Below are 18,710 nucleotides of genomic sequence, written 5' to 3' on the forward strand. Positions count from 1 at the left end.
GTCGAAACCCACTCACTTCGCAGGAGATTCCACCATGAACACCGTCACCCGCACCCTGGCCTCCACTGCCCTGGCTCTGTCCCTGCAGGCCGGCCTGTCCGCCCAGGCTGCGCAAGCGGCGCCCTCCACCGCCGTCACCGCCGTCGCCCGTACCGCCAGCACCCTCACCACCGCCGATGGCGTGCAGCTCTACTACAAGGACTGGGGTCCGAAGGATGGCCCGGTGGTCACCTTCAGCCACGGCTGGCCGCTGGACTCGGACAGCTGGGAATCGCAGATGATCTTCCTGGCCGACCATGGCTACCGCGTGATCGCGCATGACCGCCGCGGTCATGGACGCTCCAGCCAGCCGTGGGAAGGCAACGACATGGACCACTATGCCGATGACCTGGCCACGGTGATCAACACGCTGGATCTGCATGACGTGACGCTGGTGGGCTTCTCCACCGGGGGGGGCGAAGTGGCGCGCTACATCGGCCGCCATGGCACCGGCCGGGTGAAGAAGGCCGTGCTGATCAGCTCGGTGCCGCCCCTCATGCTCAAGACCGCCGACAACCCCGGCGGCGTACCGATCGAAGTGTTCGATGGCCTGCGCAAGGCGCAGCTGGAAAACCGCTCGCAGCTGTACCGCGACATTCCCTCCGGCCCGTTCTATGGCTTCAACCGCCCGGGCGCGAAGGTTTCGCAGGCCATGATCGACGCCTGGTGGGCGCAGGGCATGCTGGGCGGGCACAAGAACACCTACGATTCGATCGCCGCATTCTCGGCAACCGATTTCCGCCAGGACCTGAAGAAGTTCGACGTGCCGACGCTGGTGATCCACGGTGATGACGATCAGATCGTGCCCATCGACGTTGCCGGCCGCATGTCGGCCAAGCTGATCAAGGGCGCCCGCCTGATCGTCTACCCGGGTGCGCCGCATGGCCTGACCGAAACCCACAAGGACAAGGTCAACCAGGACCTGCTGGCCTTTCTGCAGCAGAAGTGAGTGCAGGGCCCCGGCGGTGAGCCGGGGCCTTCTGCCGTGATCGACGGGCGAATGGCAGGTCATCGCAGGGCCCCTGCGGTGCCCGCTGGGCGATAATGCCGCCCTCTGAACTCTCCGGCTGCCTCCACAGCCAGGACTCCGGCAATGAAGAACGCAAAGAAGTACTACAAGCACTGGGCCGAATCGGGCCTCGGCAAGGGCAACGTGCTGATGGAAGCACGGGGCGACAGGATCGTCCGCCAGGTGGAGATCTACGGCTCCAAGCTGGTATGGGCCGATGAAAACGGCCAGAGCGATGACCGTTTCATGCTGGCCGACCAGCCCGTCTCGTTCCTGGATTTCGATTCCGACGATGAGATCAGCGCGCGCGAATTTGAAATCGCGTGGAAGAAGGCCAGGGAAGCGACCGGGTATCCGTCTGCCTGACGCCCGGCAGACCGGCGTCCCCGATGGTTGCCAGAACTGAAATGTTATAAAGTTTCATTTTTGGCACTCCATCTCCTTCCCCATGAAGACCCCCACGCTGCTGGCCGCCCTGGCGGCGGCTCCCCTTGCCCCTGACGCATTGGCGCAGTCAGCCGACGCGGCGCTCACCCTGGGCAAGGTCGATGTCCACCAGCACCGGGAAGGCGCCCTCAGCGCGCACCAGGTACTCACCTCCGTCGACGTTCTGGGCGCAGACCAGATTGAAGACCGCACCGTGTCCCACAGCTGGGAACTGCTGGGGCAGATGCCCGGCATCCAGCTGACCGAAACACGCCAGGGTGCCGAGTCGGGCAAGGTCAGCTTCCGCGCCTTCAATGGCGAGGGTTACCTCAATGCCATCAAGACCCTGATCGATGGCATCCCGAGCAACGTCAACAGCGGCAACCAGCGCTTCATCGACATGCTGTTCCCGCTGGAAATCAGCTACATCGAGGTGATGCGCGGGACCAACGATCCGCGTTATGGGCTGCACAACATCGGCGGCAACGTGAACTTCGGCACCCGCCAGGGCGGCAGTTACACCGATGCGCGGCTGGCCTATGGCAGCTACAACACGCGCGATGCGCAGCTGGCGGTGGGCCGCGAACTCAACGGCTTCGCGCAGAACTACTTCATCGGCACCCAGGCCAGCGACGGTTATCGCGAGCACGACACCTCCAGGAAGTACTCGCTGGGTGGCAAGTGGTTCTACGGTTCACTGGACGATGGCCTGCGCGTGGGCCTCACCGCGCGCGCCTATCACCACGAGGCGGACGAGCCCGGCTTCATGACGGCCGAGGAACTGCGCACGCACCGCCGTGGCAGCGACCTGCGCAACGCCCATGACGGCGACGACCGCGACATGCGCCAGTTCGCTGCGCATCTGGACCTGAAGCTGTCCGACGCGCTCGTTCTCGGCACCCGGCTGTACTACAACCGTTACCAGGACGATCGGCGCGTGACCTTCAGCGACCTGCCCACCGGCAACCTGCCGCGCCAGCGGCGGCTGTGGGACGAGCGCCAGGCCGGTCTGCTCACCACGCTTACCTGGCAGCCCGCAGCCACGCTGACGGTGGAGGGCGGGTTGAACTACGAGCAGCAGGACAACGGTTACATCCGCGAGCGGTATGCCTACGCCGAACCCACCGATTTCACCCGCCCGCCGGCCCGCGTGCAGAACGACGACCGCCACAGCTTCGACAACGTGGGCGCTTATCTGCAGGCCATCTATCAGCCAGCCGCCGCCTGGAAGATCGTGCCGGCCTATCGCGTGGACCGCTTCAATGGTCGCACGCGGTTGATGGATGGCACCCGCGGGCGGCTGCAGGACTACGGCACCATCGGCCAGCCCAAGCTGAGCGTCATCCACAGCCTGGGCGACACCACCCACGTCTACGCGAACTGGGGCCGCACGTTCCAGGTGCTGACCGGCGCCACCGCGCCGGCCTATCTCACGCCCGGGCAGACGCCGATGCGCCCTTCCACCAACACCGGCATGGAGCTGGGCCTGAAGTTCCAGCCCTTTGACGGCGCCCAGGCCCGCCTGGCGATATGGCAGCAGGATGCGGAGAACGAGGTGTCCAACATGCCGGCCACCGGCACCACCGTCACCCTGGGCAAGACCCGGCGCCGTGGCGTGGACGCGCAGTTGAGCCTGCAGGTGGGCGACGACTGGACGGTGTGGGCCTCGCATGCGTACCAGGAAGCGAAGATCACCCGTGACAACCGCGCCCCCGGCGTGTCCCTGCAGGGTCGCGAAGTGGCCGCCACCCCGCGCCACATCAGCAACCTGGGCGTGGACTACCAGGCCAGCCAGGCACTGCGGCTGGGCCTGCAGGCGCGCGCGCAGGGCGACTACTACCTGGAAGAGCGCAACGTGGCCGGCAGGTTCGGCGGCTTCGCCGTGCTCGACCTCACTGCCGCGTACCGGATCAATCCGCGCTGGAGCGTGGACCTGCAGCTGAAGAACGTCACCGGACGGGAGTACGCCTACGCGTGGTACGACAGCTTCTTCTGGGACAGTGCCCGGCCGATGTTCTCGCCTGCCCCCGGCCGCACCGTCTTCGTCGGCCTCAGCATGAAGCTGTAGCCCGGCGGGGCGCTGATCCCATCACCAAAGTAGGTGCCCACCGGAACCCCAAAGTCTGTGCAGCCTGTGAGGGTTTGGACCATGCTTTGCCCCCCATTGAGTGGCAAAGATTGTGTGGTGCGAGGCAAACGAGCGTAGCCCGCCGCAGCAGACAATGGTCCAGGACCATTGCGACAATGCGAGGCGGCCTAACAGCACTAGGTACTGCCTTAGAAGGGCCTATGCGTCGGAGTCAGGGTGCATCCGAGACGGGCGGCAGGCACCTGCCCAGAAGACAAACAGAACAGGGGGAGAGGGAAGATGCTAGTGGTAGTTAGGCATGCGCAAAGCATGGCTAATGCGGGATTTGCAACCGCCGATCCCGAATCCATTGCCCTTACTGCCGCAGGGGAGGAGCAGGCTCGCGCATTGGCAATGACCTGGTCGGCTGCGCCTGACCGCATCTTTACCTCACCATTCCTCCGGGCTAGGCAGACATCACAACCACTCGCCGAACGCTTCAAGATGGTCGTTGCGCCCCTGGGGGTTCACGAGTTCACTTATCTGTCGCCTGAGCGGTGCGTGGGCACCTCGGCAGCAGACCGCAAGCAGTGGGTAGAGGACTACTGGTCCCGTTGCGATCCAAACTATGTGGATGGACCTGGTGCCGAGTCATTTGCCCAGCTAGTTGCCCGCGCTGCGCGATCGCTGCGCATTCTTAAATCCTATTCCGCGCATGAGCAGTTGGTCGTGTTTAGCCACGGCCAATTGATGCAGGCAATGCGCTGGATTTGCGGGAGCAAGGCTCCCTCCGTGGTGAACGCTGCAGCGATGGGCGCGTTTAGAAAGCTGGATTTGGATCAGCCTATAGCCCATTGCCAGAGGGTATCTTTCAAATAGAAGGCGATCGCGGATACTGCCAACCTCCCGGCCCCGCCCCCCGGCCGCAGATCTTTGGCCTGGTCGGATCAGAAGACTACCCGTTACGCGCGAACAGCAAAGGCTGTTGATGAGGGGCACACTTTTGGTATCGGTAGGAGATGATTGGGCTCACAGGCTCTGGGATGTGAACGCCACGCCTTTCAGCAGCCCGCCTCATCAAGTACGAGGGCTCGTGGACGTCGTTCCGGATCTGATCCCAGATCACGTCGTCATTCACGTGAATTGGAAAGCTCGTGTCCGGCAGCAGGCGAAGAAGTTGCTTCGTCTGTGTGATCAACTCATGAGCGTATGGACGCACTCTGGGATCTCTGCATGCTCCAGATAGTGCTCGTATCATGTGGCTTGCCGCATACCACTGGCGATCAGCCAACCGCTGCAAGTGGAACAGGCGATACGCGCAGGCGAGCATGAGAAAGCCATAGATGTCACCTCGTTGATACAGGCCATCCAGGTCATATGCCATCACCGGCAAGCGGTTCTCATCAGTGCTGGCCGTGTCGCCTGGGAATGAATAGCGCACCCCGAGCAGCCCGGCGCTGGATGTAAATAGGCGATTCCAGCCAACAACTGTCCTCATATCCCACTCTCGATGGCTGAGGGCTGCAAAGGGCCACTTAAGCACCGCCTCAAGTTGGGGGTGCTGCAGGGCAAGGTGCTTGCGCCGCCTCAGTGATAGTGATCGCAATCCCCGCCGATATGCACTGAACTCATCGCTGCGCATCATCAACGCACCATCTAGGCTCTGGCGCCGAAGAACATAGCGTGCCCTCAACTCTTCCTCCCCGCCTTCCACCAGAGACCATGTATTCCAGAGAATCCTGGAGTGCAGCCTGTCCGATGCATCAGAGGCAGGACGACCTAAATTGGAGCACTGCATCGCTTGGAGTGCTTGGCAAGCTTCGTGCAACTCCCCCATCGGAAACCTCCAAAAAAAGTAGACGTTGGAAGGGTAGTTTTGCTGGATGAAAAGGCTACGGTAGAGCGCTAGGGTTACCTGGAACCTAGCATCACTGGAGCGTACGTGAGCCTACCAAGTAAAGAGCCGGATGCATTGTCTGTGGCTTGGGTGGCGCAAACCTATGGCGGGCTAGTGCCGGCCAAAGACCTGTCGCGACTGCTCGGGTTCAATAGCCCGGCAGCACTTAGGCGGGCAAGCGCCACAGGTCGTTTGCCAGTGACGCTGTTTCGTCCACAAGGTCGTCGCGGGTGGTTCGCTCACGCCGCCGATGTCAGCGCATACCTTCGATCTCAGGTACCTCAATCTCCGAGGGAGGCAGGCAGCCCATGACCTAGCCCAATCTGAACTTCCCTTGCCGGAAGTTGGAAAGAAAAAACCCGTGAGGTAGGACTCACGGGTTTTCAGGTCGGCGACTTTGCAGGTCTTGCCGATACTTTCCCCTTCCCTGACTCCCCTGTCAAGCCTGCGCAGGCCTGTCACGGGCACCTATGTCCGACTCGCCTGGTAAGGCTCGCCCAGGCCTTTGGGACGGTGCCACCGTGGGGTGCGCATGAGGAATCGGCATGTCCACAGACCCAAAATTTGGTGGCTTAACGTTTGAAGACCGTCACCTTCTTTACACCCGCATAAAAGCAAGTGAGCTCAGTATTCGGCAGCTCGAGAACATGATTGCCGGCAGCGGAACCAAGACCGTAGGCAAGGCGGCGCTGAGAAACGTTCGTGTTAGACACAACTCAATCAAGAACGGTAGTGCGCGAACAGTTGAAAGCCACACGTGCGAGTTGGTCTTCGCCTATGAGCTTGAGCTTGATCCCGAGGTGCTGGGCTACTACGTACAAGTACCATGCCGCCGCGTGCAGCGCACCACGGCGTCCGGGCGCAATCACATCAGCACTGCACATGTGGATTTTCTTGTATTTCGCAGGGACCACGTAGAGCTAGTGGAGTGCAAGCCGCTATCGTGGCTGGAGAGTCAACTGGCGCTTCCGGACTCCCTTTGGGTCAAGCAGGACGCGGTATGGACCTACTCCCCCTACGCCCAATGGGCGCAGCAGCATGGCCTGGTGTTCAGAGTCTGGGTACCGCCCACTCCAACCGGTGTGTACCTCCAAAACCTTGAGGCGTGCTACGCGATAGCCGGTGATGCCCTTCAGCAACATGAAACTACCGCAGTATCCAAGGCAGCTGGGCTAATCGCCAAGCGCCCCCTTCTGCTGGACAGTCTCTTCGCTGAGGTGCCTGGTTTCACACCGCGCCTAGCGCTTTGGATGCTGGGAAGATCGGCGGCCTTCGGTCCATGGCAGAGCACTCCCGCGGCTAGGACTGACCGCTTCCATCTGTATGGCACGAAGGAGCAGGCCAAGGAGGCGGACGAGCTACTGCTTGGAGCCATTGTCAAAGCTCAGTCGCAACCAGCTGTGGATGATCCATTGCTGGTGGCAAGCGCTACAGACCTCCAGCGGGCACACCAGCGACTCAGTAGGCTTGCGCTGATTGAGGCCGGAAGTCTGCCCGCAACACGACGGATGGGCGCTCTGCAGCGACATGTTCGAAAGGCTGTTGCCGAAGGAAGATCCGCGCTTTCGGCTTGTCTTACCAAATATGCGTTTAGCGGAAACCGAGCATCGCGCCTGCTTCCGGAACACGAACAAGCCATAGAGACCGTCATCGCGCTGCACTGGAACACCGGGAGGGTACATAGACCGAAGGACTTGCTCTATGTGTTCGAAGAGGAGTGCCTTCGGTTAGGAGTTGAGCCCTGCGGTAGGGGCCGACTGGATGCTAGACGAAGAAGCGAGAGCCCAACACGCCATGCGCTATCCACGGGCGGCTTTCGCGCCTACCACGCGACGCGTACACGCACCGATCCTCGCCATCGCTCGCTGCCTCCGATCGGATATGGCCACACACTGCACGTGGATTCGTCGGATCTGGATGTTCGCTGCGCGCCGAACCTGATTCACTGCTTCCCAGCAAGCAAAGCAAAGTTCTATATCGGCATAGACGGAGCGACGGGCTATCCGATGGCTCATGCATTGGTATTTGGATCAGCAAGAACCGACGCCTTGGCATTGCTCATGCGTGAGTACGTCAAAAGACAGGGCTTCCTACCCAAGTTGATCCATCTGGATCGAGGGCCGGAGAACACCTCCCGCTGGCTACAAGATTTCTGCCATGGCGAGATCAGTCTAAGGTTCTCCCCAACGGCGGGCAGCGCCTGGAATGGCATTGCTGAGAACGCCATCAAGCAGGTCAATGAACAAGTAGCACAGCGATTCCCGGGAAGCACGCGGCCCGACCAGATGGGACGTAAGGTCGACGGCAGGTTCAAGAGCCGAAACAATGCGAGGACGGACTTTGTCCGTGTGCACGAGGAGTTCCTGAAGTTCGTCTATCACGACCTTCCTATGACACCGGGCCCAGATGATGCAACGCCAGCCGAGAAGAGGGTTGAGGCGCTTGCGGCCTACGGCGCCGTCGGAACACCATGCGAATGGGACGATGGGTTCCTAATCAGAACTGCGATCAAGGTGGAGACCAAGAAGCGAATCGACCGCCAGCGTGGCGTACGCACTGCCGATGGTTGGTTCACCAGTGATGAGCTTCTACGGGCCCTGCGAACTGAGAATGCCAGTGAGGTTCGCAGCGATTGCTGTGACCCAAGTGTGATCTACGTGAAGGTTCATGGAAATTGGTTCAAGGCTTTCCACAACAGACTGCAAAGCGATGCGCTGCTGTCGGATCAGGAACAACTTTTCCACTTGCTCTGGGCACCCACGTTGCGGTCGCAATCGGCCAAAAGAAAAAAGGAAGTTGCCCGTTCTCGTCATTCGCGCCGAGTGCAAGCCCAGGCGGCAAGGCCCGCAACAGAGCACCTTGCCCCCGAAGCGATGCCCAGCAGCAATGAGATCCTTGATATTGGACCAGTGCCACCGGCGATCGCACAGGACATCGTCCCGTTCGATGAACGGGAGGACTACTGATGAAGATGGTTCAGCACCCCGCATACGAAGGCCCCCGCAAGCGATTGCGAATTGCGCTTGACCAGCATCGTCCCGGGCATATGGTTTTCATTATTGGACCATCCGGCGTGGGCAAGACAACGATGAGGCGCTCGGTGATGCGGGAGATGTTTGGTAAGCCTGCATGCTGGCGACTTGGGCGGATACCTTTGGTCGAAACATTCGCCACACTTCCTCACGGCGCGTACTTCAGTTCCCGTCAGCTCGCTGTCTCAATTCTTCAGGAGTTGCACGTGCCAACGTTGGCATGGCTACTGGATGGAAGCTATCTCGGGGAGGACGCCAAACTGGAAATTCGACGCGAGCTTGCCACTGCGACATTGGAGTGGGAGTCCTTAGCGCGAACAAGACAGACGGAAGGCGAGTACTGGGGGATGGTGCAGCGAAGCCTGAGAGCGCGTAGTTGCAAGTATGTATCAATCGATCAGGTCACAGCGCTACTAGTCAACCACAGAGACAAGTCCCCCGCTGACCACACCCTCCATCTGATGGCGATAGCTGAAGCCACAGGCGTGATGTTCGTCATGACTGGGGTGCACAAAGCCACGCAGTTGTGGTCGGTCAACTCCGAGTTGCGACGCCGAGTCACAACTGTTTGGGTGCCTCCATATAGTGATAAGCGTCGGGATGACAAGGTGCCGTTCCTTCGTTTGCTCAAGTCATTGGCCACTCGCTACGGGCTTTCACAGGATGATCTGCTAATCCGGATGGCCAACGATATCCTTGCCGCTACCGGCGGCGTATTCGCTGAGGTGGTCGAACTACTGGGGCGGGCAGATATTGCTGCGAAGCAGGAGGGATGCAACAGAATTCTCAAACGACACATCGAGATCTCCTACTACGGAAGTGAGGATCTTAGGAATCTATGGCGGGACATCGACGCATTTGAGATGAGCATGGTTGCCGGCAGTGTCACTGAGCGATCAGAACATGTGAAGGCGCGCTGGGGATCTCCAACCTGAGGGAAGGAAATGGTGACTACCGACTCAAATCAGTCCCGGTGGGGCGCCGATGCAAGGCGGCGGCGCGACGATCTCGCGCGAAAACTGCACGCCAGGAGGCAGTTCGCAGCTGCATTAATCATTGCGATTGCACTCCTCTCACCCCTGGCAGAGGTGGCGGAATCCACCAGTCACGAGGGCCAAGATATAGGTCCTCCGCAGGAAGGTGCAGAAGCGCTCGACAAAGCGGAGGATTTCTGATGAAAGTTCTCCAGCACTCAGCATACAGAGGGCCGCGAGATCGCCTGAGGGCAGCTCTAGACAATCACAGGCCGGGGCATATGGTCTTCGTCATCGGTCCGTCGGGTGTAGGGAAGACCACGATGCGTCGGAGCGTTATGCGTGAGATGTTTGGGAACCCAAACCTGTGGGAAAAGGGAAAAGTTCCTGCCATCGAGACGTTCGCGTGCTTGCCAGTTGGAGCATACTTCAGTTCGCGATACCTCGCCCGCGAGTTATTGAAAGAGCTTAATGCGCCGACTCTGACATGGGCGCTGGAGGGCGGATCACCTCGGTCAAGTCCCCCTTCGGACATTCAAGCCGAAGTTCGCGACAGAGACCTTCAGCTTGGACGGTATCAACTCAGGCTCACCGAAGCGGAGTGTTGGTCGTCTGTAAGGCGGTCCATGGTTGCGCGTGACTGCAAGTATGTCGCTATCGATCAAATATCAGCGCTCCTGGTGAATCACAAAAACAAGTCACCTGCGGACCATGCATTGCACTTGATGACGTTAGCAGAGTCCGCCGGGTCGATGCTCATAATGACCGGGATCCACAGGGCAGTTCAACTCTGGTCGATCGAATCCGAGCTTCGCCGAAGTGTGACGTCTATATGGGTTCCGCCATATAGCGTTAGAAGAAAGGAGGACCGGGCTCCATTCTTGCGCCTCCTTACCTCGCTAAGCGAAAGGCACAATTTCTCTAAACAGGACCTATTGATTCGAATGGCGGCGGATCTACTGGTCGCGACGGGAGGTGTCTACGGAGAGGTGGCTCAGCTTCTGTCGCGAGCTGCGGATGCGGCCAAGCAGGAAGGAAGCGAGCGGATCCTTAAACGTCACATAGAGGCTTCCTACTATTCAGACAACGATCTTGCCAACCTTTGGCGAGATATCGAGGATTTCGAGGATGCAATGGAGGCTGGAAGCGCCACAGCCAGGGCGAAACCGCTCACGTCTAGTTGGACCTCCTCTTATGGGGAGGTGTGCCGTGAAGTCTAGTATTCAGCGATTTACCTGGTCGTCCTTGCCTCCACTTCAACTGAAGGGTGTGGGAACGTCGCGAGTTGAATCCTTGGAGCACTACGTTCTACGGCAAGCGTGGACAGTCGGCGTGACCATGGCCAATATGATGTCGATAGTCGGTCCAGCTATTGATGGTGGGCGTAGAGGACAAGTCATGGGCTCGGGCAAGTATTGCGGTCCCAGCCGCGACTTCAGTCACCGTATCAGCACGCTCAAGATGCTGACCGCCCAGGGCGACCTGCAGTGCGGCACATTCTGGGTTTTGGAGGACGTACTGGCAACCTACGGAGGAGGCCGAGACACAACGCGCCGCCGCTGGTGCCCAGTGTGCTACCGCGATTGGGACGATGATCTCTCATATGAGCCGCTATCGTGGATCGTCGACATTCAAGCTGAGTGTGACCTGCATAAATGCAAGCTCGAAACCACCTGTTCAAGGTGTGGCGCGGACCAGCCGAGCTCAACAGACTACCAGCGGCGTAGAAGATGCCACAAATGCAAGCAATCGCTTTCCGGTGATGGCGCCGCCGCAGCGATTACTGGCGACGAGGCATGGGGTCAGCAGCAGCTCGCATCCATAATCGAACTTTGCGCGACGCCCTCACAACCCCAGATTCCCTTCGAAAACTATGTTCGATTCGTGAAACTGCTCGTTGACGGACATCCGATGAGGCGCGCGTATCCTAACGCTCTCAAGGCGGAGTTCTACCGCGCTACCAAGAACTTGACCAGGGGTCGAACGACCATTCGTGCCATTGTCAATCTCTGCGCTCTCCAGTCCATCTCAGCACGCGACATCTTGCTAAGCCCGGATGCGGCGGCTTCCGAGCCGCTGTTGGATCTTTGGTTTAGCTATGCAACGTTAAAGCTACCTGTTGGGAGGCATGCGGAGCGGCTCGAGCGATGTGCCAAATGCTTTTCAGATGTTCTGAAAGCATCCGAGAAAGACCACTATGTGCCGCAGATGAAAGTTGTACTTAGACGCTTCAGGCTCAATAGGCAGTTGCTAAGAGAGATGCACCTTGACGTCTACGAGGAGTACAAATTGAGATACGAAGAGCAAGGTCCGTACAGTCAAAGAGTTCACTTGAACAGGGCAATGGATCTTGCGCTACAGATGGTTGAAGGAGATGCAGACCAAGCGGGATCCCACCGCAAACTTCAGCAGGCAGCCAAGCAAATCGGCCAGCGATGCAATGTGTCGCTGGATGTGGGATTCTCGGTGATGCTCGGAGCACGAAACGTGCTGAAGGCGCTAAGTGAGAACCGCTTACGAAAACAGCCGTCTGGTGGCCGGCGACCACATAGCGTCGCCTAGCCCTCGCGGCCTCTGTCAATTTTCATTCGTCTCGTGAGCCAGTCCCAACTCGGCGCGAATACGATTCAAGACCAGATCGCGCAACGGTCCACGGAGCGAACCATCAATGGCTGCGGCATAGATGTCATCATCTCGATCTCCGATGGGCAGGCCCTCCAAGCGTAGCGAGGCCTGAGCTTCAATGATTGCTTGGCGAAGCTGAGTTCTATTGGCCATTGCCGCCCCCGGAGGCTTAGCTGATTCTAGCGAAAGTTCACATGACGAGGGTTTGCCATGAGGGCTCTAATCCTTCGGATCCGACGCAATTTTGACCTAACGCCGTTGCTTTCGGCGACGCTAGTAGGCTGTACCGCTCGACACCGGCGTCTCTTGGAACCTGGTGAAGTGACCGAGTTGCCTAGGATCGCAGCGGCCCGAAGCTATCCCGGCCGCATTGGCCCTGATCCAGGTCCGCTTCTGGCCAGAAGCGGATACTGCAAACATTGCTGCCTGAGCGCACTCTCCAAAGGCAAGGGGAGCGCCTGCTGTTCGCCCGCTGTCACATCAACTGCGACTAGCTCCAATCTTTGATCGCCTACCTGGCAGGGCATTCCGCGCACCAGCATCCTGTTCGATCTGATGACTAGTGATTCTCAGGACCGGCTGCGGTACCGGTGTACGCCTGCCCCGTTGTCACTACTTGATCAGAAAGTCATTCAGTGATTTTCCGCTTGCTACCAGCTCGGCTATCCATCGCGGTTGCCGCCCTCGACCGGACCACGTCTGGCCGCGCACTGCAGGATTACGGTACTTGGGAGCGATCTTGGGCACTGTCGATTTGGCAGACTTCCGATCGCCTCGCTTCTTGGCGGCTTCGGAGGGCGCGATCACTGAAGCGCCGTAGAGCTCTTCTATCGTGTAGCCATGATCCTTGACGTACTTATTGATCTTGGCGCGCATCGCTGTGGCCTTAGGGCGTGACAGCACTTTAGACTGCTGCTTCTCCGCCTGAGCAATCAGTGAGCGAAGTTCCTTGGCCGAAAGGCCGCTGATATCAATAGTCATGAATTCTTCCCCCGGTGTCGAGGCCCTAGCCTATTCTCAAATGACATTGCGTGTCACTCCATCTCCACAATGAGTCGCTCAATCACAGGATCGACTACTAAAGTGGATCGTATTAGCTACTCTCTCGCTGCACATGATTTTCACGTGGTATATGGACCTGAGGACTAAAGACGAGCCGTGAGTGATTGCTGTGGCGTCGCCAGGAGTTCTTTGAGATCGCCTGTTTGAGGCATTGGATGAATCGACGTTAGACTCAAGCGCTTTCCGTAGCAAATCAGGGAGGCAACGCGCACAACCGTGAGATCAATTCCCTTCATTGTCGCTGCCGCGTTGGCGGGAACTTCGCTGGCTGCAGATGCTTCTGAGGATAGCCTCCATAGAGATCCTTACTTTGATCCAGGAGGCGCCGTCAGATTCAACTATGGCTGGCTCGACTACGGGCCGACCAGCCGCCTGCAGCTTGAACTGATGCATGCAGATCTTGACGCTGGAACCGGACCGTTTTCCTTCTCTGCCCAGTACCGCTGGTACGATGGTTTCGACGCCGTGCATCACGCGTACGCGGGCTGGCAGTTCTCCGATGCTACCCAGCTGAAGGCAGGTATCCAGCAAGTCCCGTTCGGGCTGCTCCCTACCGTTTCGCAGAGTTTCTGGTTCGGCTCCGGCTACTACCTGGGCATCGAGGATGATTACGATCCGGGCCTTGTAGTGATTCACCGCAGCGGCAGCACAACCTGGCATCTTGGCTGGTTCTCCGGAGACGAATACGGGTCCGGGGCTCGCTACGATCGCTACTCCTTTGATGTCGCGCAGACCGAGGCGTTGCCGTATCGCGAGCGGCAACGACTGCATGCACGCGTGGAGAGCGCGCGCGACTGGGGCGGCGGCGAACTGTTGCTGGGCGCGTCGGCGTTTGCTGGCAAGGTGCAGAACACTCAGACACGGCGTCACTACGGTCATCAGGGCGCGGCCCTCCATGCACAGTGGCAGCGCGATGGTTGGACCGCGCAGTTGCAGTGGGCGCGGTACCGGTATGACGTACCCGGAGATCGCATCGCAATGTCGGCGTTCCAATCCCCCTTCCAGGTTGCAGCGCAGGCGGATGTGCCAAGCGCCAACATCGCCTATTCGTTCGGCCAGAAGGGCTGGCTGGATGACATCACCTGCTATAACAACCTCAGCATGACCCGCCCGGTCGGGCACCGCGCGGGCCTTCTTGATTCGTGGCAGAACGTGACCGGTTGCAGCCTGCAGAAAGGCATCATGCTCACCTATGTCGACTGGATCGCTGGCCGCAACATGTGGTTTGCTGGTGGTGATGGTATCAGCATCGACGAAGGAGGCCCTTCCAGCTGGCATTCGCGGCTGAACCTCAATATCGGCTTCTACTTCTGATCGGCCTCGCGCAAGCCCGAGGCTATTTCACCCAATAACACGGAGGTATCCATGCAGAGCACGGCTCCGCAACATCCCCCCGTTCGCCAGCGGATTCTTCCGCAGGTGTTCATTCCCACGGCAGCCATCGTCATCGCGCTGCTAGCGCTTGCTGCCATCGCGCCCGATACGGCGACGCGGTGGTTCACCGCGGCGAAGTCATGGGCTGCCAATGATGCAGGCTGGTTCACCATCCTTGCAGTGGCCGGCTTCCTGGTCTTCGTCGTCGGCGTCGCCATCAGCAGTTACGGCCGCATCAAGCTCGGCCCTGACCACAGTACGCCGGACTACAGCTACGGCTCCTGGTTCGCCATGTTGTTCGCTGCCGGCATGGGCATCGGTCTGATGTTCTTCGGCGTTGCAGAGCCCATCATGCACTACGCCACGCCGCCGGTCGGTTCGCCCGAGTCGGCCGCCGCTGCCCGCCAGGCCATGCGCATCACCTTCTTCCACTGGGGCATCCACGCATGGGCGATCTACGCAGTGGTAGCGCTGTCGCTGGCGTACTTTGCCTACCGGCACAATCTCCCTCTGCGTGTCCGGTCCGCGTTGTATCCGCTCATCGGCGACCGTATCCACGGCCCTTTGGGACATGCCGTAGACACGTTTGCCGCGCTGGGTACCATCTTCGGGCTGGCCACCTCGCTGGGCCTGGGCGTCATGCAGATCAACGCCGGCCTGAACTACCTGTTCGGCCTGGAGGTCAGTACGCTCGCTCAGGTTGGCTTGATCACCGTCATCACACTAGTGGCCACTGGCTCGGTCGTGGCTGGCCTGGACAGCGGCGTGCGCAGGTTGTCCGAGCTCAACATGATCCTGGCGGCGGCGCTGCTGGCCTTCGTGCTGGTCTGTGGACCTACCGTGCACCTGATGCAGGCACTGGTGCAGAACACCGGCATGTACGTTTCCCAGCTGTTCTCGATGACCTTCAACCTTTATGCCTACGAACCCACGGGTTGGCTGGGTGGCTGGACGCTGTTCTACTGGGGCTGGTGGATTGCGTGGTCGCCCTTCGTGGGCATGTTCATCGCGCGCATCTCACGTGGACGCACCGTCCGTGAGTTCGTGGTGGGGGTGTTGCTTGTGCCGCTTGGCTTCACATTCCTGTGGATGACCATCTACGGCAACACCGCGTTGCAGATGGTGCGGGCAGAGGGCATCCAGCAGTTGGTGCAGGCGGTCTCAACCGACAGCTCGATGGCGCTTTTCGAGTTCTTGGAGCACCTGCCGCTGACCATGCTGACCTCTTCGCTGGCGGTCATCCTGGTTGCGCTGTTCTTCGTAACCTCAGCGGACTCCGGTGCCCTGGTAATCGACATGCTTACCTCGAAGGGTGAGGAGGAATCACCGGTCTGGCAGCGGATCTTCTGGGCGCTGCTGGTCGGCGGCCTGGCGATTGCATTGCTGGTGGCTGGCGGGCTGGAATCGTTGCAGGCTGCCACCATTGCCAGCGCGTTGCCATTTACGATCGTCATGATCCTGATGTGCTGGGGACTGCTGAAGGCCATGCATCTGGATGCCACCAAGCGCTCGATCCTGCGGGAGGCACGTATCCTGCCGGGCACCAGCGAGGATTGGCGGGCGCGCCTGCGCCTGCTGGCGCACAACCCGTTGAAGATCGAGGTGACCGGCTTCATCGAGCAGCGTGTCATCCCAGCATTGGAAGAGGTTGCGGTTGAGCTGCGCAAGCAGGATCTGCCGGTGCAGGTCTCCAAAGGGGGGGATGGTCGTGCGTGGCTGCAGGTTGGCCATGGCGAGGAGATGGACTTCTTCTACTCCGTACGGCCCCAGCCCTATGAGCCGCCGACGTTCGCCCTGCAGGATCCCCGTCGGCCGGTCAGCGAGGGTACCCGTCATTACCGAGCGGAGGTCTATCTGCGGGAGGGCGGGCAGGACTACGACGTCATGGGGTGGACCAAAGTTCAACTCATCCACGATGTGCTCGATCAGTACGAGCGCCACCGTCAGTTCCTGGACAAGGTGCGCTCGTAGAATCCGCACACAGATGCCCCCCAGAGGAGCGGCATCTGCCTTGGGTCGGGCATGACCCTGCCTTGACGTGGCCTCGGCGCCCGACCGTGCTATTGATGGTCGAACTGCACAGGAAGTGGCCAATGCTTACCAGATTGAGGCTTGCAGCCAGCAAAGTTACCAAGCGGATGTGGTTCCGCTCGACACTGTATGGCGCCCTGGGCATCATCACGGCGTTGGCCGGCGCGTTCCTGAAGTTCCTAATTCCCGCCGGCCTTGCTGCACGGATCGGCGCAGATTCCGTCGGTAACATTCTTGGCATTCTTGCCGCGTCGATGCTGACGGTCACCACCTTCTCGCTGTCCACCATGGTCTCCGCATACGGGTCCGCGTCCAGCAGCGCCACCCCGCGCGCGGCCCGCCTGCTGATCGAAGACACACGGGCCCAAGGTGCGCTGGCCACCTTCATTGGTGCCTTCCTGTTCTCGATCGTGGGCCTCATCGCGCTCAGCACCGGCATCTACGGAGACAGCGGCCGGCTTGTCCTGTTCGGGGCAACCATCGCGGTCATCATCGTCATCACAGTGACGTTGCTCAGGGCTATCGAGCAGTTCTCACGCTTTGGCCGCGTTGGCGAAACCATCGATCTGGTGGAGCGGGCGACCAAAGCGGCAATGAAGCGCCGCGCCGAGGAGCCTCGGCTCGGCGGAGCCAGTGCGGTCCCGGTAGGGGAGGGGGCGGTACTGCTGGTTGGCGATCAGGTTGCCTACGTTGAACATGTGGACGTCGGCCGGATCGACGGCATTGCACAGGAACATGATCTGCGCGTTCATCTGCTCTGCCAGCCGGGTACGTTCGCAACTCCGGTCCGTCCCTTGATAGCCATCGAGGGGAATCCACTTCCAGACGTACAGAGTGAAGTGATCTCAGCCATTTCCTTCAGTGACTCGCGCTCCATCGAGAATGACCCACGCTTCGGGCTGGTCGTGCTTGCGGAAATTGCCCAGCGAGCCATGTCACCTGCAGTGAACGACCCTGGCACCTGCATCGACGTCATCGGGACCTGTGTCAGGCTGCTCTGTGCATGGGCCAGCCACACCGGGGACGCTGCGACGTGTGATGTGCTCTATCCGCGTGTGCACGTGCAGTGCCTCGATGTCCGCGACATGTTCGAGGATGCATTCACACCAATCTGCAGGGATGCGGCCGGCTCGCTGGAGGTCAATATCCGGCTGCAGAAGGCCTTCGTAGCGTTGGCAGGGTCCTCGAATGAAGCGACAAGAGTCGCATCACAGGCGCATGCCCGCATTGCGTTGGAGCGCGGCCTATTGGCCATGGATTTCGAAGCTGATCGCAAGGCGCTTCGAGCCGTCGCATCTTATTTGACTCTGGAAGATGTGGACCAACATTCGTAGTATCTTCCTATCAATGCCTTTGAAGCGCTGCGCTGGCTATCAGTGCTCGGCTGTGGTCTGGAACACATCCGGTCAGCTCACCTTCCACAGCATGTATGCGGCAGTAATGAAGATCAGTACTGCAAATACCGTGTTCAGAGCTCCACGATAGCTGGCAAGCTTCGTCGAAGTTGCTGCTCCTGCAGTACCGCCAGCCATGCCGGCAACGACGAACACTGCCGCGAGCTTCCAGTTGATCAGACCTGCATGCGCGTAGTTTAGTGCGGTGGTCATGCCAAATGCGGCGACGGCGACGAGCGAGCTTCCGACTGCGGCGATCATCGGCATGCCCGTCGCGGCCACCAGTGCGGGCACGATAAGGAAACCTCCGCCAATGCCAAAGAAGCCGGAAAGCCCGCCGGCGGTGGCGCCCAGCCCAATCAGTGCGGGCGCGTTGCGTCTGCCGAGCCGAGCGTCCGCGAATCCAGGCGTGTTGCGCCTGCGAAGCATGGCGATGCCGACAATGACCATGACCACAGCAAACAGCGCCAGCAGCCTCTTGCCGTCGACCGCCTTGCCCAAGCTGGAACCCAGGTATGCGCCCGCGACCCCCGCCAAGGCGAGGACCGAGGCACAGGGCCAACGAACATTCCCTCTACGAGCATGTATCACCAGATTCGACACCGCATTGACCGCTACTGCCAGGGCGCTGGTGCCGATTGCCACATGCGGATTTTCCACTCCGACCACGTAGAGCATCAGTGGTACCGCCAGGATGGATCCGCCCCCACCGACCACGCCCAGGACGAAGCCGACCAGGACGCCAGCCAGGCCGCCCAGAACCAACTGCAGCAGAGATA

At 60.0% G+C, this 18,710-nt stretch carries 15 protein-coding genes; 11 read left to right on the top strand and 4 right to left on the bottom strand.

The window, feature by feature from the left end; translation table 11 throughout:
* The first annotated feature begins 34 nt into the window (after positions 1-34).
* From ACZLIF_RS00735 to ACZLIF_RS00750, 4 genes are all read left to right on the top strand, one after another.
* Positions 35-988 (top strand): alpha/beta fold hydrolase, encoded by a 954-nt coding sequence (locus tag ACZLIF_RS00735; protein ID WP_128989257.1) that lies wholly within the window; start codon positions 35-37, stop codon positions 986-988.
* Between the two features lie 144 nt (positions 989-1,132).
* Positions 1,133-1,414, top strand: a complete 282-nt coding sequence (locus tag ACZLIF_RS00740; RefSeq protein WP_053520269.1) for a hypothetical protein — start codon at positions 1,133-1,135, stop codon at positions 1,412-1,414.
* 82 nt (positions 1,415-1,496) lie between these two features.
* Positions 1,497-3,542 (top strand): TonB-dependent receptor, encoded by a 2,046-nt coding sequence (locus ACZLIF_RS00745; RefSeq protein WP_128989259.1) that lies wholly within the window; start codon positions 1,497-1,499, stop codon positions 3,540-3,542.
* 300 nt (positions 3,543-3,842) lie between these two features.
* Positions 3,843-4,421, top strand: coding sequence for a histidine phosphatase family protein (locus tag ACZLIF_RS00750; RefSeq protein ID WP_005407557.1), 579 nt, complete (start codon positions 3,843-3,845; stop codon positions 4,419-4,421).
* Between the two features lie 76 nt (positions 4,422-4,497).
* Here the strand turns inward: ACZLIF_RS00750 and ACZLIF_RS00755 are convergent, their stop codons facing one another.
* Positions 4,498-5,379: a hypothetical protein gene (locus ACZLIF_RS00755; protein WP_005407558.1), complete on the bottom strand. Its 882-nt coding sequence runs from the start codon at positions 5,377-5,379 to the stop codon at positions 4,498-4,500.
* A gap of 605 nt (positions 5,380-5,984) precedes the next feature.
* Between ACZLIF_RS00755 and ACZLIF_RS00760 the strand changes: the two genes are divergently transcribed.
* The 4 genes from ACZLIF_RS00760 to ACZLIF_RS00775 all read left to right on the top strand — a co-directional run bounded on the left by ACZLIF_RS00760 (position 5,985) and on the right by ACZLIF_RS00775 (position 12,007).
* Positions 5,985-8,405 carry an integrase catalytic domain-containing protein gene (locus ACZLIF_RS00760; protein WP_005407559.1) on the top strand — a complete coding sequence of 807 codons (2,421 nt, stop codon included), beginning with the start codon at positions 5,985-5,987 and terminating at the stop codon, positions 8,403-8,405.
* Positions 8,405-9,406, top strand: coding sequence for an AAA family ATPase (locus tag ACZLIF_RS00765; RefSeq protein WP_005407560.1), 1,002 nt, complete (start codon positions 8,405-8,407; stop codon positions 9,404-9,406). The genes ACZLIF_RS00760 and ACZLIF_RS00765 overlap by 1 nt, the downstream gene beginning before the upstream one ends.
* Positions 9,407-9,783: 377 nt before the next feature.
* Complete coding sequence (locus tag ACZLIF_RS00770) at positions 9,784-10,665, top strand: ATP-binding protein (RefSeq protein WP_230080524.1); 882 nt, start codon at positions 9,784-9,786, stop codon at positions 10,663-10,665.
* A gap of 112 nt (positions 10,666-10,777) precedes the next feature.
* Complete coding sequence (locus tag ACZLIF_RS00775) at positions 10,778-12,007, top strand: TniQ family protein (RefSeq protein ID WP_128989263.1); 1,230 nt, start codon at positions 10,778-10,780, stop codon at positions 12,005-12,007.
* Positions 12,008-12,072: 65 nt separating this feature from the next.
* Here the strand turns inward: ACZLIF_RS00775 and ACZLIF_RS00780 are convergent, their stop codons facing one another.
* Positions 12,073-12,189, bottom strand: a complete 117-nt coding sequence (locus ACZLIF_RS00780) for a hypothetical protein (protein WP_157173518.1) — start codon at positions 12,187-12,189, stop codon at positions 12,073-12,075.
* Positions 12,190-12,682: 493 nt separating this feature from the next.
* Positions 12,683-13,051 carry an H-NS histone family protein gene (locus tag ACZLIF_RS00785; RefSeq protein WP_005407563.1) on the bottom strand — a complete coding sequence of 123 codons (369 nt, stop codon included), beginning with the start codon at positions 13,049-13,051 and terminating at the stop codon, positions 12,683-12,685.
* Between the two features lie 297 nt (positions 13,052-13,348).
* Between ACZLIF_RS00785 and ACZLIF_RS00790 the strand changes: the two genes are divergently transcribed.
* From ACZLIF_RS00790 to ACZLIF_RS00800, 3 genes are all read left to right on the top strand, one after another.
* The gene (locus tag ACZLIF_RS00790; protein WP_478462260.1) at positions 13,349-14,446 is read left to right on the top strand and encodes a hypothetical protein; all 1,098 of its coding nucleotides are present in this window, start codon (positions 13,349-13,351) and stop codon (positions 14,444-14,446) included.
* 51 nt (positions 14,447-14,497) lie between these two features.
* The gene (locus ACZLIF_RS00795) at positions 14,498-16,477 is read left to right on the top strand and encodes a BCCT family transporter (RefSeq protein ID WP_005407565.1); all 1,980 of its coding nucleotides are present in this window, start codon (positions 14,498-14,500) and stop codon (positions 16,475-16,477) included.
* A 95-nt stretch (positions 16,478-16,572) separates the two neighbouring features.
* The gene (locus ACZLIF_RS00800) at positions 16,573-17,871 is read left to right on the top strand and encodes a DUF2254 domain-containing protein (protein WP_232282010.1); all 1,299 of its coding nucleotides are present in this window, start codon (positions 16,573-16,575) and stop codon (positions 17,869-17,871) included.
* Between the two features lie 72 nt (positions 17,872-17,943).
* Here ACZLIF_RS00800 and ACZLIF_RS00805 read toward each other — a convergent pair whose 3' ends face one another.
* Positions 17,944-18,705 carry a sulfite exporter TauE/SafE family protein gene (locus tag ACZLIF_RS00805; protein WP_100051439.1) on the bottom strand — a complete coding sequence of 254 codons (762 nt, stop codon included), beginning with the start codon at positions 18,703-18,705 and terminating at the stop codon, positions 17,944-17,946.
* Between the last annotated feature and the right edge of the window lie 5 nt (positions 18,706-18,710).

This window comes from Stenotrophomonas sp. 2201_Sma (genome assembly GCF_056486685.1).

What these genes read in the sequence shown, in the direction of transcription:
- ACZLIF_RS00735 (WP_128989257.1), top strand. Translation starts at nt 35, where the DNA reads ATGAACACCGTCACCCGCACCCTGGCCTCCACTGCCCTGGCTCTGTCC.
- ACZLIF_RS00750 (WP_005407557.1), top strand. Translation starts at nt 3,843, where the DNA reads ATGCTAGTGGTAGTTAGGCATGCGCAAAGCATGGCTAATGCGGGATTT.
- ACZLIF_RS00765 (WP_005407560.1), top strand. Translation starts at nt 8,405, where the DNA reads ATGAAGATGGTTCAGCACCCCGCATACGAAGGCCCCCGCAAGCGATTG.
- ACZLIF_RS00795 (WP_005407565.1), top strand. Translation starts at nt 14,498, where the DNA reads ATGCAGAGCACGGCTCCGCAACATCCCCCCGTTCGCCAGCGGATTCTT.
- ACZLIF_RS00745 (WP_128989259.1), top strand. Translation starts at nt 1,497, where the DNA reads ATGAAGACCCCCACGCTGCTGGCCGCCCTGGCGGCGGCTCCCCTTGCC.
- ACZLIF_RS00760 (WP_005407559.1), top strand. Translation starts at nt 5,985, where the DNA reads ATGTCCACAGACCCAAAATTTGGTGGCTTAACGTTTGAAGACCGTCAC.
- ACZLIF_RS00740 (WP_053520269.1), top strand. Translation starts at nt 1,133, where the DNA reads ATGAAGAACGCAAAGAAGTACTACAAGCACTGGGCCGAATCGGGCCTC.
- ACZLIF_RS00785 (WP_005407563.1), bottom strand. Translation starts at nt 13,051, where the DNA reads ATGACTATTGATATCAGCGGCCTTTCGGCCAAGGAACTTCGCTCACTG.
- ACZLIF_RS00800 (WP_232282010.1), top strand. Translation starts at nt 16,573, where the DNA reads ATGGTCGAACTGCACAGGAAGTGGCCAATGCTTACCAGATTGAGGCTT.
- ACZLIF_RS00770 (WP_230080524.1), top strand. Translation starts at nt 9,784, where the DNA reads ATGCGTGAGATGTTTGGGAACCCAAACCTGTGGGAAAAGGGAAAAGTT.
- ACZLIF_RS00755 (WP_005407558.1), bottom strand. Translation starts at nt 5,379, where the DNA reads ATGGGGGAGTTGCACGAAGCTTGCCAAGCACTCCAAGCGATGCAGTGC.